Raw genomic sequence first — 16,954 nt, 5'->3', positions numbered from 1 at the left:
AGCCGCTCATTCAGCCACTCAACTTCTCCCCAGGAATACGATGAGTATGCCGAACTACCAAACCATCGACACCAGCGCGCTCGCCAAGCGCGCTGAGCATGATCGCATTGCCCCGTCGCTCTACTACGATCCGGACCTGTTCGAAGCCGAACTCGAACGCATCTTCTACAAGACGTGGATCTGGGTTGCGCACGACAGCGAATTGCCCAAACCGGGCGACTTCGTGACGACGACCATTGGCCGTCAGCCCGTCATCGTGGTGCGCGACAAGACCGGGGCCGTCAACGTGTTGCAGAACCGTTGCCGTCATCGCGGCGCAACCGTGTGCGAAGAGCACAAGGGTAACGCAAAGGGCTTCACGTGCCCGTATCACAGCTGGTCCTATGCGCTCGACGGTGCGCTGCGCGCCCTGCCCTACGGCGATGGTTACGAAGGCGTGTGTGAGAAAGGCGATCTGCCGCTCAAGAAACTGCGCGTGGGCGTCTATCAGGGCCTTATTTTCGCGAGCTTCAATGAAAACATTGAATCGCTCGAAGACTTCCTCGGCGGCGCCAAGCCGTGGATCGATCTTTTCATGAAGCAGGGCGCGGGTTATCCGATCAAGGCGAACGGAGAGCACAAGTTCAAGTTCAAGGGCAACTGGAAAATCCAGCTCGAGAACACGACCGACCTCTACCACTTCCCCGTCGTGCATAAGTCCTGGATGAAGTCCATCGACGATGAAACGGCCGCTGTGATTACGAGCTTCATGACGAGCGAAGACGCGTTCTGCCGCTCGCTCGGCAACGGCCACAGCCTCGCGGTGCTGGTGCCGGAAATCGTCGACCTGGACAAGGACGATGGCGCGCCGCTGCCCGACCGCTTCAACGAACTCGCCGCGCAACTCGCACAAAAGCATACGCCGGAGGAAGTGCGGCGAATCGTGCGTTCGCTTATGGGCGTCGGCTTCAATCTCAATCTGTTCCCGAACCTCGCCTTGTCGATGGCGTTCTTCCGCGTGCTGCGCCCGATCTCGGCCGAAGAGACAGAGATTCGCCACGTTGCGCTCGCCATGGACGGCGGCCCCGAGGAAGCGAACCGGGTGCGGCTGCGCATTCACGAACACTTCCAGGGGCCGTTCGGATTTGGCAGCCCCGACGATGCCGAAGCATGGGAACGCGTGCAGCGAGGCTCATACGCCGGTCCTGACGTACCTATCCTCGTGAACCGCGGCCTTAACCGCGAAACCACCGCACCGAACGGTGAGAAGACTGCGCACGCAACCGACGAAACCGGCATGCGCGAAGCCTATAAGCAATGGCGCGCAATGATGGAGCAAGCATGATGGACGAACGCAACGCACTCTTCACCGATCAGACGTTCGCGCGGGCAATCGAATTCCTCTGGCGCGAAGCGGAGCTTCTGGACCGGCGCGACTACCGCGCATGGCTTGAACTGTGGGATCCGAAAGGTATCTATGTGGTGCCGATCGATCCCGACACGACCGACTACGCCGCGACACTGAACTATGCGTTCGACGACCAGCACATGCGCGAACTGCGTGTGCAGCGCATGACATCCGGCTATTCGGCGTCCGCCTCCGACGCCGCGCGTACTGTGCGTACCTTGTCGCGCTTCACGCGGTCTTCAGACAGCGCGGACCTCGTCGAAGTGAACTCGTCGCAGATCATCATTGCGTACAAGCGCGGCGTATCGACTATCTTCGCTGCGGACCTGACGCACAAGATCAGCATTACAAACGGCGAACTTCGGCTCGTCGAGAAGGTTATCCGCCTGATCAATTCAACCGAAGCACTGAACGCCATCGGCTTCCTGCTTTGAACTTCAATCGAGCATCGGTGCATGCATTGTGCCGATGCGCATTCTTATCCTGATCATGCCGACCCTCGAAGTTTATCTGCCTCAAGGTCACTCCGACGAGCGCAAGGCATCGCTCATTGCCGGTCTGACGCGGGCGACCGTCGACGCCATTGGCGCACCTGCGGAATCCGTGCGCATTCTGCTGACGGAGTTGCCGGTCTCGGACATCGGGTTGGGCGGAAAGCCGACGCCCGCTGCGTTGCCGGTCATCATCGCGATTCTGATTGCAGGCCGCACGGAAGCGCAAAAAGAAGCGCTGATCGCGCACCTGTCCGAGACCAGTGCATCCGTGCTGGATGTGTCCTTGCAGTCCACGCGCGTGATGATCAAAGACATCCCCAATACCGATTTCGGCCTCGGCGGCAAGACCGCCCGCGCGTTGGGCCGATAAGTCCAAAGCGGGTGCTTTTCTGCTGCGGCGTCACGCAGAATTTCTTGACGGTCCCGCCCGCCGTTACCAACAAGACGTGAAGCCATGACGGACACGATCATCAGGAGCCTGCAGGCGCGCTTGCAACTGCTCGAAGCGCAGGACGCGGTGCGCAAGACCATCGCGCGGTACATGGCGCTCTGCGATGTGCCGGCACGCGCATTGGAAGGCGAATCGCTTGCAGCGCTCTTCTGCCATGACGCCGTGTGGGAAGGCATCGGTCCGCAGTATGCGGACAAATTCGGCCGCTTGCAGGGGCCGGGCGCTATCGTCGAGATGCTGCAACGCTACCTGCCGCCCACACCGCACTTCGCAACGAACGTTCACTTTCTGACGAGCGAGCATATCGACGTGCAGGGCGATACGGCGAAGGGCCGTTGGATCATGTTGCAGGCATCCGGCTATGTCGATGCAAAAGCCGAACTCATCGCGGCGCGGCTGGAAGTGGATTTCACGCCGTCGCCGCACCGTGACGACGTCTGGCTGATTCGTCACTTCCGTACTGAGCGCCTTTTCGACGCGCCCTGGCTGGTCAACGCCGCTCAAGGAGTCCGTGCATGAGTGCCTTTCTACAGGAATTCGATCTCGCCTCGCATGCCACCGACGATGCGCCCACCATTGCGATCAAGGACAGCATCGACGTAGCCGGCTATCCGACGACCGCGGCTAGCGAAGCGCTTGCTGATTCAGCGCCCGCGCTGCGGCACGCGCCCGTCGTGCAGCGCCTCCTCGATGCGGGCTGGCGCATTACCGGCAAGGCCAACATGCACGAACTCGCCTTCGGCATGACGAGCATCAACGAATTCAGTGGGACGCCTGTCAACCCACAAGATCCGGCGCGCATTCCCGGCGGATCGTCGAGCGGCTCGGCATCGGCGGTGGGCTTGCGCCTCGTCGATGCAGCGCTCGGCACGGATACCGGCGGCTCTGTACGTTGCCCAGCGGCATGCTGCGGCGTCATCGGTCTGAAGCCGACCTTCGGGCGCGTGTCGCGTGAAGGGGTCGCCCCGCGCCAGACATCGCTCGACTGTGTTGGCGCGTTCGCACGGGACATGAACACGATCATCGACGTCATGCTCGCCATCGATCCGTCATTCCAGGGCGGTCATGCGCGCCGCGACGCGACAAGGCTGCGCGTCGCGCTGCCCGAAGTGGAAGCCGCCGACGAAATCCGCCATGCGGTGGCGGCGGCCGTCGCACGCAGCCGCTTCGCGTCGCGCGGCGTACAGTTGGAATTCATGCGCGATGCCTTCCCGGCCGGGCTTGCCATCATCAACGCCGAGACGTGGCGTGCGTTCGGTCATCTCGTCGACAGCGGCAAGCTTGGCCTCGACATCCTCGCGCGTCTGCGCGCAGCCGCCAACACCCAGGTTTCCGAGCTCGACGCCGCCGAGCGCATTCGACGGGACTTCACCGATGAGGTAGACCACGTGCTGGAAGACGCGGACGTCCTCGTCCTTCCGACCATGCCGTCACTGCCGATCACGATCGAGGCCGCGCGAGCGGGCACTTCGGTGATTGCAATGTCGTCGCTTATCCGGCCTTTCAACCTGAGCGGACATCCGGCGCTGACGTTACCGGTCCCGATTGAAGGAACATCGCTGAAAGCGGGGTTGCAGATCGTCGGCCGGAAAGGCGAGGACGAGACGGTTTGCGCGGTCGCCGCATGCATCGAAGCGACACTCGCTTCGCATGCTTAGAGAAGAGCGCAAGTCATGCCGAAAAGAGTCGTGCGCGCCTCCCCGCACAAGTCCGTCAGGCCGTTGCGACTACAGGCGCCGATTTTTCCACGGGCCGGTACGACTGCTCCGCAATCTGTCCTCGCAGCTTGATGAGCGCCAGCACCGTATCGATCGTCGGTGTCGCCTGCCCGACGAGACGCCCCATTTCCTGAACCACGGTGAGGAGTGGATCGATCTCCATCGGACGGTTTGCCTCAAGATCCTGGAGCATCGACGTCTTATGCGCGCCGACAGCACCCGCGCCGTCAATACGTCTTTCGACGTCAACACGAAAATGCACGTCAAAGCGATCGGCAATCGCTTTGGCCTCCAGCATCATCGCCTTGGACACAGCGCGCGTAGCCGGATTACCCGTAATGACATCGAGTGTTGCATGAGTCAATGCGCTGATCGGGTTGAAGCAGAGATTGCCCCACAGCTTGAGCCAGATTTCATCACGAATCTTCTCGCGGATGGGCGCATCCAGATCCGCGGCGGTCATGATTTCATGTAGCTTCTGAACGCGTTCGCTACGTTCCCCATTGGGTTCGCCGATGGGAAATTTCTTTCCATACACATGGCGGATGACACCCGGCGCCACGACCTCGGCAGCCGGGTAGACGACGCAACCGATCGCGCGTTCCGGTCCGAGCGCGCTCCATTGCTTTCCTCCGGGATCGACGCTATCGAGCGTCGTGCCCTCCAGTTCCCCGCCATGCTTGTAGAAGTACCAATAGGGAATCCCGTTGACCGCCGTGACGATCGCCGTGTCCGGCCCGATCAACGTCTGCATCTGATCGACGACACCCGGCACTGAATGCGCTTTCAATGCGACGATCACGTAATCCTGTTGACCCAGCTCGCGCGGATCCGACGCGCAACGGACCTTGACGACACGTTCCTCGCCATCGATTTGCAGCCGTACGCCATTCTCCTGCATCGCAGCGAGGTGTGGACCACGCGCGACGAAGCTCACGTCAGCGCCGGCAGACGCCAGCTGCGCACCAAGGTATGCACCGATAGCACCGGCGCCATAGACACAGATCTTCATCGTTACTCCCTGTCCCACATCAAGAATGCCGGGAACCGAAACGCCGCTTCGCTTCAGTTCCCGAAGCCAATGCTTCGCTATATGCAGCGCTCAGTCACCGCAGTGGACGCGTTCTCAGGCGCCAAGATGACTGAGCAAGGCATCGACACTGCCCTTGGCATCGCCGAACAGCATCCGCGTGTTCTCCTTATAGAAGAGCGGATTGTCGACACCGGCATAGCCTGCCGCCATGCTTCGTTTGGAGACGACCACGGTTCGCGCCTTCCATACTTCGAGCACCGGCATGCCGGCGATCGGACTGCCCGGATCTTCGAGCGCGCCCGGATTCACGATGTCGTTTGCACCGATCACCAGCACGACGTCCGTGTTGGAAAAGTCCTCGTTGATTTCATCCATCTCGAGCACGATGTCATAGGGCACCTTCGCCTCCGCCAGCAGCACGTTCATGTGCCCCGGCAAGCGGCCCGCCACCGGATGAATGCCGAATCTCACCTTCACGCCCTTGCTACGCAGCTTCTTTGTGATCTCGCTGATCGTCGCCTGAGCCTGCGCGACCGCCATGCCGTAGCCGGGCACGATGACGACCTCCGAGGCATCGCGCAGCAGCGAGCCGACTTCATCGACGGTGACCGGCGCGACTTCCCCCTCGATCGCCTTAGCAGCCGTCGACGTCGCCGTGCCGAACCCGCCCAGAATCACGGCGAGGAATTTTCGGTTCATCGCGCGGCACATGATGTAGCTCAGAATCGCCCCGCTCGATCCGACCAGCGCTCCGGTCACGATCAGCAGATCGTTGCTGAGCATGAAGCCGGTCGCGGCGGCGGCCCAGCCCGAGTAGCTGTTCAGCATCGACACGACCACCGGCATGTCCGCGCCGCCGATCGCCATCACGAGATGCACGCCGATCAGCGCGGCGATCGCGGTCATCGTGAGCAGCGTGCTGATGCCTTCATTCGCATCGGGCGCCGTGAGGAACAGATAGCCGAGCGCGATGCACGCGATCACGCCGACGAGATTCAGCGTGTGCCGCATCGGCAGCAGCAGCGGCTTGCCTCCTACGACGCCCTGCAGCTTCAGAAACGCAGCGATCGATCCGGTGAAGGTTATCGCGCCGATGAACACGCCGAGATAAATCTCGACGTTGTGGATCGATTGCGCCACGCCGCCCGATTCCGCACCCGACGCCGGCGACAGATAGCTCGCAATGGCGACCAGCACGGCCGCGAGACCCACGAAGCTATGCAGCGCCGCGACGAGTTGCGGCATCTGTGTCATCTCGACGCGTCGTGCGAGCAGCGCGCCGCCCGCTATGCCGATCGCCATCAGCACGGCGACGACCGGCAACGCGGCTCCCCCGTTGAGCCACAGCGTGGTGACGATGGCGATGGCCATGCCGGCGACGCCATAAAGGTTGCCGCGCCTGGCCGTCGATGGATGACTGAGCCCGCGCAGGCTCAGGATGAACAGCACACTCGCCGCCAGATAGGCGATGCTTCCGATTCCGTTCTGCATGCCGATCTCCTTAGCGCTGGAACATGTTCAACATGCGTCGAGTGACGAGAAAGCCACCCGCGATATTGATCGTCGCGACCAAAATCGCAAGGCCGGAGAGAATCGCGACCAGATGATTCGGCGTGCCGACCTGCAGCAGCGCGCCCGTCACGATGATTCCACTGACCGCGTTCGTCACGCTCATGAGCGGCGTATGCAATGCGGGCGTCACGTTCCATACGACCTGATAGCCGACGAAGATGGCGAGCACGAACACGGTGAAGTGCGCGACGAACGCGGGCGGCGCAAAGGCCCCCAGCGCTGCGAGCAATGCCGCCGAGATAACGAGCCCGGCCACGCCGATCCATCCTGCGCGGCGCTTCTGCTCGACGGTCACGGCAATCGTCGGCGCAGGCTTCGGCACAGCGGGTGCGGCAACGGCAGGCTGAGGCTTCCTGGGCTGCGGCCACTTCACCTCGCCGCGCAGCACTACGGTCACGCCGCCGATCACCTCGTCATCGGTATTGACCACGATCTCGCCGTTCTTCTGCGGCGTCAGATCGGTCAGAAGATGCCGCAGATTCGTGGCGTACAGCTGGCTCGATTGCGTCGCCATGCGCGACGGGAGATCCGTATACCCGACGATCGCGACGCCCTCCACGGATACCGCCTCGCCCGGCTGCGTGAGCTCGCAGTTGCCGCCCTGCTCCGCCGCCATGTCGACGATCACGCTGCCCTGGCGCATGCTGCGCACCATGTCGGCGGTGATCAGTTTCGGCGCCGGTTTGCCCGGAATCAGCGCAGTCGTCACGATGATGTCGACGTCCTTTGCCTGCGCCGCGAACAGCGCCATTTCCGCGGCGATGAATTCCGCGCTCATCTCCTTCGCATAGCCGCCGCTGCCGCCGCCGTCCTCGATATAGTCGAGTTCGAGAAACTCGGCGCCCATGCTCTCGACCTGCTGCCGCACCTCGGGCCGCGTATCGAAAGCACGGACGATCGCGCCGAGACTGCGCGCCGCGCCGATCGCCGCCAGTCCTGCCACGCCGGCGCCGATCACCATCACTTTCGCCGGCGCGATCTTGCCTGCCGCCGTGATCTGCCCCATGAAGCCACGGCCGAACTGGTGCGCGGCTTCGATGACCGCGCGATAGCCGGCCATATTCGCCATCGAACTCAATGCATCGAGCTTCTGTGCGCGCGAGATGCGCGGCACGCAGTCCATCGCGAGCACGGTGACGTTGCGCGCGGCGAGGCGCGTCAACAGCGCCGCGTTCTGCGCGGGCCAGACAAAGCTGATCAGCGTCGATCCTTCGCGCAACCACTCGACTTCATCGCCCACGGGCGCAATGGAAGGCGCGCGCACTTTCACGACGATATCCGCCCTCGCATAGAGTGACGGCGCATTCTCTGCGATCCGCGCACCCGCGGCGCGATAGGCATCGTCGGAGAATGCGGCGAGTTCACCCGCGCCGGCCTCGACCGTGACCTCGAAGCCGAGCTTCAGCAGATGCCCGACCACCTCCGGCGTCAACGCGACGCGACGCTCCCCGGGATAGCGCTCCCGCGGCACAGCAATCATCATTTGCATGACTAAATTCCCAATCGACGGTTTGTATTCTTGAGTGGCGCGCGTCTGAAGCGTCTTTTCGTGCTTCAGGTCTTCGCGAGGACTTCGGACACATGGTTCGTCAACGTGCCGATGCCTTCGATCGAGACTTCGACCGTCGCGCCGTCGCGCATCGAACCCACGCCCAGCGAAGTGCCGCACGCGATCACGTCGCCCGGCAGCAAGGTCATGTCGCGAGAAATGAGGCTCACCTGTTCCAGCGGTGAAAACGCCATGTCGGCAAGCGGATAGTTCTGCCGTTCGACGCCGTCCAGCGTGGTCACGACGTGGGCGTTTTGCCAGTCGAGCGCGGTTGCGATGGCAGGACCGATGCAGCCGAAGGTGTCGTAGCCCTTGGCGCGGCACCATTGCGGAAAGTTCGCATCTTCGAACAGCAGCTCGGCAGCGGTGACGTCGTTGACGACCGTGTAGCCGAACACGTAATCGGCCGCTTCTTCAATGCTCACGTTGCTGCACCGTTTTCCGATCACGATGCCGAGCTCGCCTTCATAGACGATCTTGCCGCCGTATCCCGCGGGGCGCAGGATCGTGTCGCCGGGTCCCGCGAGCGAGGTGGACGGCTTGATCAGAAACAGCGGGTGCGCGGGCAGCGCCTTGCCCAGCTTCGCGGAAAGCGCATGGAAGTTGTTCCATAACGCGACGATTCGGCTCGGCACGCACGGACTCGTCAGCGAAATATCGTCGAGGTCGAACACCTGCCCTGTCCGATGCGGCGAAGCGAACATGTCGCCTTCGTATTCGACCACGCGCCCGTTCTCGAGCATGCCAAAACCAGCGCGGCCTTCACCCTTTGCCGTCGCGCGCGTATAGCGGATCCACAAACTCATGATGGTTTTTTCCCGATGTCGCAAAACCTTTCGCGCTGATGCGTGGATATCATCCGCACGCACGCAGCCGCCGGCGCCTCGCGTCAGCCCGAAGCTGTCGCGAGGTACGAATAGTGGTCATTTTCTGGTCGGTCAGCCGCGAATGCGGGCATCGAGTAAAGCGGCCGGCGGGATGAGTGGCCGCTTCTTCCTTCAGCTGCGTCGGCTGCATTTTTTGGTGCGCGGACGCGAGCTGTCTTCTCCTGATTGCTTTTTATTCTGTGAATCGATGAGCCTTCAGGCGTTGGCGTTCGCCTCCAGCTCGGCGATGCGCTTGCGCAGCGCACGCTCTTCCTGAAACCGCGCCGTTTCATCGCGGATGATCGCGACGATGCCGGTCACTTCACCTTGCGGCGATTGCAGCAGCGCGACGGTGAACGCAATCGACATCGCGCGTCCGGCTTTATCGACGGCCGGAACCTTGAGCAAATCGTGTCCATAACGCGTCTCGCCGGTCGCCATGGTCTTGTGATAGCCGTCCCAATGCCGGCCGCGCAGACGCTCCGGAATGATCAGATCGAGCGACTGACCCATTGCCTCGCTCTGGGTAAAGCCGAACATGCGCTCCGCCGCCGGATTCCAAAGCGTGATCGCTCCGCTCGCATCCGAAATGATCACGGCATCGCCGATCGCATTGACGAGCTGTTCGTAGTCGATGGGGTGGGTCATAAAGTTATCCGGATCGTGGGGTATGAATCGAAGCTTACGCCTCAATCGATCTGATTTTTATAAGGGGCGCTGCCTATGCCTTCTTCTGCACGACTGCCGCATAAGAAAGACAGAAGGCAGCGCTCACCTTCACCTGCCGATACAACCAAACAACTGCGTCAAACGGCTCCCGATTCCTGCATCTGCGCGACTTGCTCCCTGCTATAACCCAGCTCGGCCAGCACATCCGCCGTGTGCTCGCCCAGGAGCGGCGAGGCCTTGATTTCCGGCTTCAGGTCCGAGAACTTGATCGGGCTGCCGACCGTGAGGTACTTGCCGCGCACCTTGTGATCCACTTCGACGATGGAGCCGCTCTTGCGCAAGGATTCGTCGTTCGCGAGTTCCTTCATCGTGAGCACCGGCGCGCACGGAATATCGAACTTGCGCAGGATATCGACCGCTTCGTACTTCGTCTTGTCCGCGAGCCATTCTTCGATCTTGCCGAAGATATCGAAGATGTGCGGCTGACGTGCTTCGGCCGTGTTGTAGTCCGGGTCGTCGATCCATTGCTCCTTGCCGATCGCGCGGCAGATCGGCGCCCATGCGTGGCCCTGAATCGTGAAGTAGATATACGCGTTCGGATCGGTTTCCCAGCCCTTGCACTTGAGCACCCAGCCCGGCTGGCCGCCGCCGCCCGCATTGCCGCCACGCGGCACGACGTCGCTGAACGTGCCGTGCGGATACTGCGGATATTCCTCCAGATAGCCGACGCGATCCAGACGTTGCTGATCGCGCAGCTTCACGCGGCACAGATTGAGCACGCTGTCCTGCATCGACACGGCGACCTTCTGTCCCTTGCCCGTTTGCTGACGGCCGATGATCGCCGTCAGAATGCCGATCGCGAGATGCATGCCGGTGTTGCTATCGCCCAGCGCCGCCGCGCTGATGGTGGGCGGGCCGTCCCAGAAGCCCGTCGTCGAGGCCGCGCCACCCGCGCATTGCGCGACGTTTTCGTAGACTTTCAGGTCGTCGTAGTGATGGCCGTCGCTGAAGCCCTTGACAGACGCCACGATCATCTTCGGATTCAGCGCCTTGATGTTCTCCCAGGAAAAACCCATCCGGTCCAGCGCGCCCGGCCCGAAGTTCTCGACCAGCACGTCCGACTCCTTGATCAGCCTGGTCAGCACTTCCTTGCCTTCGGCCTTCTTCGTATCGAGTGTCAACGAGCGCTTGTTGCTGTTGAGCATCGTGAAGTACAGCGCATCCGCGTCCGGAATGTCGCGCAGCTGGTTACGCGTGACGTCGCCCGAACCGGGACGCTCCACCTTGATCACGTCCGCGCCGAACCATGCCAGCATCTGGGTGCATGCGGGACCGGCTTGCACGTGCGTGAAGTCGATGATCTTGATGCCTTCGAGTGGTTTGTTGCTCAAGGGATTCTCCTGGGTGGCTCGTCTTGGTTACTTTTTCGCTGCCGCGGTTTGCGGGTTCAGATTCGTCAGGCGACCGCTCTCCGTGCCGGCCGTTTCGTCGATGACTGCGTTGATCAGGGTCGGTTTGCCCGACTTGATCGCTTCTTCCAGAGCATGCGTGAGTTCTTCCGGCGTCGTCGCGTGGAAGCCGATTCCGCCGAATGCCTCGATCATCTTGTCGTAGCGCGCGTTCTTCACGAACACGGTCGGCGCGACATCCTTGCCACCCGTGGGGTTCACATCGGTGCCGCGATAGACGCCGTTGTTGTTGAACACGATGGTGCACACCGGCAAGTCGTATCGGCAGATGGTCTCGAGTTCCATGCCGCTGAAGCCGAACGCGCTATCGCCTTCGATCGCGACGACCTGCTTGCCGCTCGTCACCGCCGCACCGATCGCGAAACCCATGCCGATGCCCATGATCCCCCACGTACCCGAATCGAAGCGCTTGCGCGGCTCGTACATGTCGATGATGCTGCGCGCATAGTCGAGCGTGTTGGCGCCTTCATTGACCACGTTGATGTCCGGGCGCGTCTTCAGCACGTCGCGGATGGCTCGCAGCGCGCTGTGGAAGTTCATCGGCGACGGGTTTTTCGCGAGCGTCGCCGCCATCTTTTCGAGGTTCTTGTTCTTGCGCTCGTTGATCGCGCCCGTCCATTCGCTCGACGGCTTCGGGAAGCCGGCGTCGATGCCCGCGACGAGCGCCGAGACACACGAACCGATGTCACCGATCACCGGCGCGGCGATCGCGACGTTGCTGTCGATCTCGGTCGGCGAGATGTCGATCTGCACGAACTGCTTGGGCGCCGCGCCCCAGGTCTTGCCCTTGCCGTGCGCAAGCAGCCAGTTCAGACGCGCGCCGATCAGCACGACGCAATCCGCTTCCTGCAGCACGAACGAGCGCGCCGCCGACGCCGATTGAGCATGCGTGTCCGGCAACAGGCCCTTGGCCATCGACATCGGCAGATACGGAATGCCGCTCTTCTCGACCAGTTCGCGAATCTGCGCGTCGGCTTGTGCGTACGCCGCGCCCTTGCCCAGCAGGATCAGCGGACGCTTTGCGCCCTTGATGACGTCGAGCGCGCGCTTCACCGAATCCGGCGACGGCAACTGACGCGGCGCGGCATCGACGACCTTCACGAGCGATTGCTGGCCCTTGAGCGCTTCCATCGTCTGCGAGAGCAGCTTGGCCGGCAGATCGAGATAAACGCCGCCGGGGCGGCCCGACACGGCTGCGCGGATGGCACGCGCCACGCCGATGCCGATGTCCTCTGCATGCAGCACGCGATAGGCAGCCTTCGCATACGGCTTCGCGGCGTTCAACTGGTCCATCTCTTCGTAATCGCCCTGCTGCAGGTCGACGATCTCGCGCTCGCTCGAGCCGCTGATCAGGATCATCGGGAAGCAGTTGGTGGTTGCGTTGGCGAGCGCGGTCAATCCATTCAGGAAGCCCGGCGCCGACACCGTCAGGCAGATGCCCGGCTTCTGCGTCATGTAGCCGGCGATCGCGGCCGCGTTGCCCGCATGCTGCTCATGGCGAAAGCCGATGAAGCGCATGCCTTCTGCCTGCGCGAGTCGCGCGAGGTCGGTGATCGGAATGCCGACCAGGCCGAAGATCGTGTCGATGTCGTTCAGCTTCAGCGCATCGATGACGAGATGGAAACCGTCGGTCAATTGCGGCGCCTTCACTTCCACGGCTTCCTGTGTTCTTGCCTCGAGTACGTCTGCCATTTGTCTCCCCCTGAGGGCCGGTTATGTTGGTGATATACTAGATACCGAATACTGTATCTGTCAAAGGTTTATTTGGGTTTTGTCATAGGGGTGAACCAGAACATCGAGGGCGCAACCCGCGAATGCATCGCTCAATCAAGAAAATCGCACTTGGCTTCGACGAACGCGGCCAGATCGAGCGAATGCTCCTTCACGAGCCGCTCGGCCAAGTCTGAATTGCGCGTCTCGAGCGCCTCGATGATCCGCATGTGATCGACGATGGAACGCGACGCACGATCGCTTTGCGGAAGCGTCATCTTTCGAATGGCCCGCACGTGCACGAAGATGTTCTTGATCGTGTCGAAGATCACGTCCGACTTCGATAGCCGCACGATGGCCGAATGGAACGCGATGTTCGCTTCCGAGTACTCGTCGATATTCTCGGCAGGCGTCGAATCGCGGAAGTCGTCGAACATCCGGCGAAGCTGGGCGATCTCCTCGTCGGTCGCACGCTGGATGGCAAGTTGCGCCGCCGCGCTCTCGAGTGCGGCCCACATGTGAATCATCTCGACAATCTCGCGCTTGGTCTTGCGAAGGATATAGACACCGCGGCGCGACCCGGTCCGCAGAAAGCCTTCCTGCTGGAGCAGCGCCATGGCTTCGCGAATCGGCGTACGCGACACGCCGAGCGCCTCGGTCAACTCCTTCTCGTCGAGACGAATTTCGTTTCGCGAGTGGTAGATGTCCGCTTCGGCAATCACCTGCCGCAGTTTCACGTAGGCCTGATCGCGAAGCGAGGCGGCTACGCTGATGGGCTCGAGCGACAGCGTCAATCCGCCAGCCCCCTCCAGAGATTGCGTTTCAGATAGCATCGGTTGCTCGATTCCCTATATGCGGACGTGCCCAGGTGTGGGTTCATCGACCGCTTGGTTTTAGCTTCTGATATACAACATACTACATTCAGAATGCCAACGATAGAGGCAAAATTCGACACATGCATGGGGCTTCGGACGAGCGTCCGCTTCGGGGTGTTTTAGTGAACCAGGGGACAAGGCAGAACGAGCGCCCCGCAAACGCGCGCGCATCGGGATGGGAGAAGCTTCGGTGTGAGATTGCCCGTGAATGCAAGCAGCAAGACAGAGTGCGCGAAAAGCACAGGGCAGCATCCGCGACCTCATCTTCGAGTTCGCGGATGCTGCCCCTAACAACGCATGAAACCTTCAACGCCACGCGGACGCGACAAGCAACGTCAATCGGTGCGACGCCCGGATTCACGCATGACAGACCTCTTCATCGGGCTGACGACTTGCTCGGCGCCTCCGCCCAGTCAGCGTGAAAGGACAAGTCGATCGACGGCTCCGGCGATGTCTGCGTGACCGTGTTCTCGATCCAGCGCTTGCGCATCGGTGCGAGGACGAACTTGGCGCACACGCCCGCCGCGATCGACGTGATCGCGGTAGCGATGAACACGGTATTCCACGAGCCGACCGTCGCCAGCACCGAGGCCAGCGGCACCAGCATGGAAGCCGTGCCCTTCGCCGTGTACAGCGTGCCGGCATTGGCGGCGGCGTACTTGCTGCCGAAGGTGTCGGCGCAGGTCGCCGGGAAAATCGAGAAAATCTCGCCCCAGCAGAGGAAGGTCAGCGCCGCGAACAGCATGAACATGTACGGATTCTGTCCGAACTGCATCAGCCCGAGCAGCGCGACGCCTTCACCGAGAAAGATGATGAACATCGTGTTCTCGCGGCCGATCTTGTCGGAGATGAAGCCGCACAGCGGACGCGTAAAGCCGTTGCACAGGTTATCGATGGAGAGCGTCATCGCGAGCAGCGGCAAGGTCGCGCCGAACAGGCTCACCGGCATGCTTGCGAACCCGTATTCCTTGGCGATCGGCCCGAACTGCGCGGTCGCGATCACGCCGCCCGCCGCGACGAACACGAACATCAGATAGAGCACCCAGAAGATAGGCGCCCGCACCATCTGTCCGGTCGTGTAGTCGACCTTGGTCGCCACGATGCGCTTGGCCGGCACGATGTTCGCAGGCGGTTTCGGGCGCACGAGCAGCAGCGCCAGCACGAAGATGACCGCGCCTTGCAGGATGCCGAAGAACATGAACGTGTGCTCGTAGCCCGAGCTCTGGATCATATTGGAGATCGGAATCACCGTGACGGCCGCGCCCGCCCCGAAGCCGGCCGCAGTCAGACCGGCGGCGAGACCGCGCTTGTCCGGGAACCACTTGAGCGCCGTGCCGACACACGTGCCATACACGCACCCCGCGCCGATACCCGCGACGACTGCCGCGATGTATAGATGCATGAGCGTAGTCGCATGAGCGTCGATGATCCAGCCGATCGCCGCGCAGATCGCGCCGCCCATCACCACGGGCCGCGGTCCGAATTTATCGACGAGCCAGCCCTCGACGGGCACGAGCCACGTCTCCGTGACGATGAAGATGGTAAAGGCCATCTGAATCGCGGCTTGGCCCCAATGGTTCTTCGCATCCATTGGTATGACGAACAGCGTCCACGCGTACTGGAAATTGGCCACCAGCCCCATGCAGACGATACCGATCACCAACTGCACCCACCTGTTCTGACGTCGTCCGTACGACTTCCCGGACGCAACCGTGTCTGCGCTTGCCATGTCTGTCTCCGTTATGTGTCATTGCGCTCGTTCGGCGCTTGAATGTAGTGCTGAGATCGATGCGTTTGCTCAGGGTAAGTACTCAGTCGCCTCGCGGGCTAGAGCCTTCGAACACGGGAAAACACGGGAACATCGTGCGGCAGAGAAACGATACGGGAAAGTTATAAAAAGTTAGGGTTTGAATTCACGATCATGAATGGATGAGGGGCGCCCGACGCGAAAAGGCGTCGGCGCGGAGAGCAGCTAGAGCCGCTCGATCATCGACGAGTTGTTTGCGGAGCACAGTCTGCCGCGTCCGCGCATCGACGTGCATTGCGATGCGATCACCGGCGCGCAGGCCAGCAGCGCGGAGAGCGATCTGCTGGGCCTACTGGAGCCTCGGCTTTATGATTGTTCCGGACGAGATCGTGGCCGCGGTGAAGCACCGCAAAAGTCGTTCTGGGATCTCATGACGGGAAGCTACTTCATCGAGCGCGCGATGAGTCCCTTCGCTTCGTTGCTGCTCGAATCGATCGACAGTGCGGTGTTGGCATTTTGCCAGGCACACATGGCACGCTCCTGCACGACGCAACTGCGTGCCGCCTTCAAGGCCGCATTGCGAACCGTCTCCCGCGACAGCAAATCCTGTTTGAGCCGGAGGGCCTCGGGATTGTCCGGCTGCAACGAAAGCGCCCAAGAAATGCCGGACCGCGCCAGTTGCAGGTTGTTTTTTCCGAGACCGTCGCGCGCTCGCGCGAGCGCAAGCGGCATCAACTTCTGATTTTTGTCGGCGGATGCTTTGTCACTCGGCGGCGGCGCTTCCGAGCGTGGGGCAATTGTCGGAGCCTGCGGCACGGCCGGGGCCTGCGCGGGCTGATTCAAGTCGTTCGACGTCACCATGCCTTGCGCGCCGATCGATCTCGTCGGCTCTTCGTGCGCGTCATGATTCCGAATCCAGTACGAGAGTCCCGATCCGATGAGCACGAAGGCCGCCGCAAGCGTCAGCACTGCCCCCTTTTTCATGCCCCGACGCCCGGTATCGCGGCGCGGTGGCGGACGGACCTCGTCGTCGGGATAAACGGCGTCGTTCGATGCGAACGAGGATGCATTTTGCCGCGGCCACGCCGGCGGGTCAGGCGGAAGATCGAGACGCCCGTTCGGTGCGCCGTGCGCTGCCGCTCCAGGCTTCCTCGCGGTGGGGACACGATCGCCGAACACAAACCGCGCAGGCGCACCGCAATGAGGACAGGACAAATTCGGCCGTGGCGCCTTGCCACCGCAGCGTGCGCATGTTCCCGTGACAATCGGGGCACAAACGCCTTGTTCGTCCATCTAAACTCTCCTCCTCGTGAAGTGCGAAAGAAACGTCGGACCTGAAACGTGGTTGATGCGACGGGCGCGACGGGCAAAGGTGGCCGCTGGATCGATATGGAACGGCTCTCTTCCTCACGAT

Annotated in this window: 15 protein-coding genes; 5 read left to right on the top strand and 10 right to left on the bottom strand. The window is 61.9% G+C overall.

Features of this window, described 5'->3' with window-relative positions:
- Positions 1 to 40: 40 nt before the first annotated feature.
- The 5 genes from AWB70_RS25245 to AWB70_RS25225 all read left to right on the top strand — a co-directional run bounded on the left by AWB70_RS25245 (position 41) and on the right by AWB70_RS25225 (position 3,990).
- Positions 41 to 1,324: an aromatic ring-hydroxylating oxygenase subunit alpha gene (locus AWB70_RS25245; protein ID WP_053568215.1), complete on the top strand. Its 1,284-nt coding sequence runs from the start codon at positions 41 to 43 to the stop codon at positions 1,322 to 1,324.
- Positions 1,321 to 1,821: an aromatic-ring-hydroxylating dioxygenase subunit beta gene (locus tag AWB70_RS25240; RefSeq protein WP_053568216.1), complete on the top strand. Its 501-nt coding sequence runs from the start codon at positions 1,321 to 1,323 to the stop codon at positions 1,819 to 1,821. The genes AWB70_RS25245 and AWB70_RS25240 overlap by 4 nt, the downstream gene beginning before the upstream one ends.
- 55 nt (positions 1,822 to 1,876) lie before the next feature.
- A complete protein-coding gene (locus tag AWB70_RS25235) occupies positions 1,877 to 2,251 on the top strand; it encodes a tautomerase family protein (RefSeq protein WP_053568275.1) in 375 nt (124 codons plus the stop codon).
- An 84-nt stretch (positions 2,252 to 2,335) separates the two neighbouring features.
- Complete coding sequence (locus AWB70_RS25230; protein ID WP_053568217.1) at positions 2,336 to 2,851, top strand: nuclear transport factor 2 family protein; 516 nt, start codon at positions 2,336 to 2,338, stop codon at positions 2,849 to 2,851.
- Positions 2,848 to 3,990, top strand: a complete 1,143-nt coding sequence (locus tag AWB70_RS25225; protein ID WP_053568218.1) for an amidase — start codon at positions 2,848 to 2,850, stop codon at positions 3,988 to 3,990. Before AWB70_RS25230 ends, AWB70_RS25225 begins: the two co-directional genes overlap by 4 nt.
- A 55-nt stretch (positions 3,991 to 4,045) precedes the next feature.
- On the opposite strand, the gene AWB70_RS25220 is transcribed toward AWB70_RS25225, so the two are convergent.
- The 10 genes from AWB70_RS25220 to AWB70_RS25175 form a co-directional block, all read right to left on the bottom strand.
- Complete coding sequence (locus AWB70_RS25220; protein WP_053568219.1) at positions 4,046 to 5,062, bottom strand: 2-dehydropantoate 2-reductase; 1,017 nt, start codon at positions 5,060 to 5,062, stop codon at positions 4,046 to 4,048.
- A 114-nt stretch (positions 5,063 to 5,176) separates the two neighbouring features.
- The gene (locus tag AWB70_RS25215; RefSeq protein WP_053568220.1) at positions 5,177 to 6,574 is read right to left on the bottom strand and encodes an NAD(P)(+) transhydrogenase (Re/Si-specific) subunit beta; all 1,398 of its coding nucleotides are present in this window, start codon (positions 6,572 to 6,574) and stop codon (positions 5,177 to 5,179) included.
- A 10-nt stretch (positions 6,575 to 6,584) separates the two neighbouring features.
- On the bottom strand, positions 6,585 to 8,144 hold the full coding sequence (locus AWB70_RS25210; protein ID WP_053568221.1) for a Re/Si-specific NAD(P)(+) transhydrogenase subunit alpha: 1,560 nt from the start codon (positions 8,142 to 8,144) through the stop codon (positions 6,585 to 6,587).
- Positions 8,145 to 8,209: 65 nt separating this feature from the next.
- On the bottom strand, positions 8,210 to 9,010 hold the full coding sequence (locus AWB70_RS25205; protein WP_053568222.1) for a fumarylacetoacetate hydrolase family protein: 801 nt from the start codon (positions 9,008 to 9,010) through the stop codon (positions 8,210 to 8,212).
- Positions 9,011 to 9,286: 276 nt separating this feature from the next.
- The gene (locus tag AWB70_RS25200; RefSeq protein WP_053568223.1) at positions 9,287 to 9,718 is read right to left on the bottom strand and encodes a PAS domain-containing protein; all 432 of its coding nucleotides are present in this window, start codon (positions 9,716 to 9,718) and stop codon (positions 9,287 to 9,289) included.
- A gap of 158 nt (positions 9,719 to 9,876) precedes the next feature.
- Positions 9,877 to 11,130: a formyl-CoA transferase gene (frc, locus tag AWB70_RS25195; RefSeq protein ID WP_014191454.1), complete on the bottom strand. Its 1,254-nt coding sequence runs from the start codon at positions 11,128 to 11,130 to the stop codon at positions 9,877 to 9,879.
- Positions 11,131 to 11,157: 27 nt separating this feature from the next.
- The gene (gene oxc, locus AWB70_RS25190) at positions 11,158 to 12,900 is read right to left on the bottom strand and encodes an oxalyl-CoA decarboxylase (RefSeq protein ID WP_014191455.1); all 1,743 of its coding nucleotides are present in this window, start codon (positions 12,898 to 12,900) and stop codon (positions 11,158 to 11,160) included.
- A 131-nt stretch (positions 12,901 to 13,031) separates the two neighbouring features.
- A complete protein-coding gene (locus AWB70_RS25185; protein ID WP_014191456.1) occupies positions 13,032 to 13,751 on the bottom strand; it encodes a GntR family transcriptional regulator in 720 nt (239 codons plus the stop codon).
- Between the two features lie 418 nt (positions 13,752 to 14,169).
- Positions 14,170 to 15,522 (bottom strand): oxalate/formate MFS antiporter, encoded by a 1,353-nt coding sequence (gene oxlT, locus AWB70_RS25180; RefSeq protein ID WP_053568224.1) that lies wholly within the window; start codon positions 15,520 to 15,522, stop codon positions 14,170 to 14,172.
- 459 nt (positions 15,523 to 15,981) lie between these two features.
- On the bottom strand, positions 15,982 to 16,833 hold the full coding sequence (locus AWB70_RS25175) for a hypothetical protein (protein WP_143281701.1): 852 nt from the start codon (positions 16,831 to 16,833) through the stop codon (positions 15,982 to 15,984).
- Positions 16,834 to 16,954: the final 121 nt, after the last annotated feature.

The organism is Caballeronia cordobensis (assembly GCF_001544575.2).
Taxonomy (GTDB): domain Bacteria; phylum Pseudomonadota; class Gammaproteobacteria; order Burkholderiales; family Burkholderiaceae; genus Caballeronia; species Caballeronia cordobensis.
Note: the sequence above shows the minus strand (reverse complement) of the source record. Positions and strands in the feature narration are given on the sequence as shown.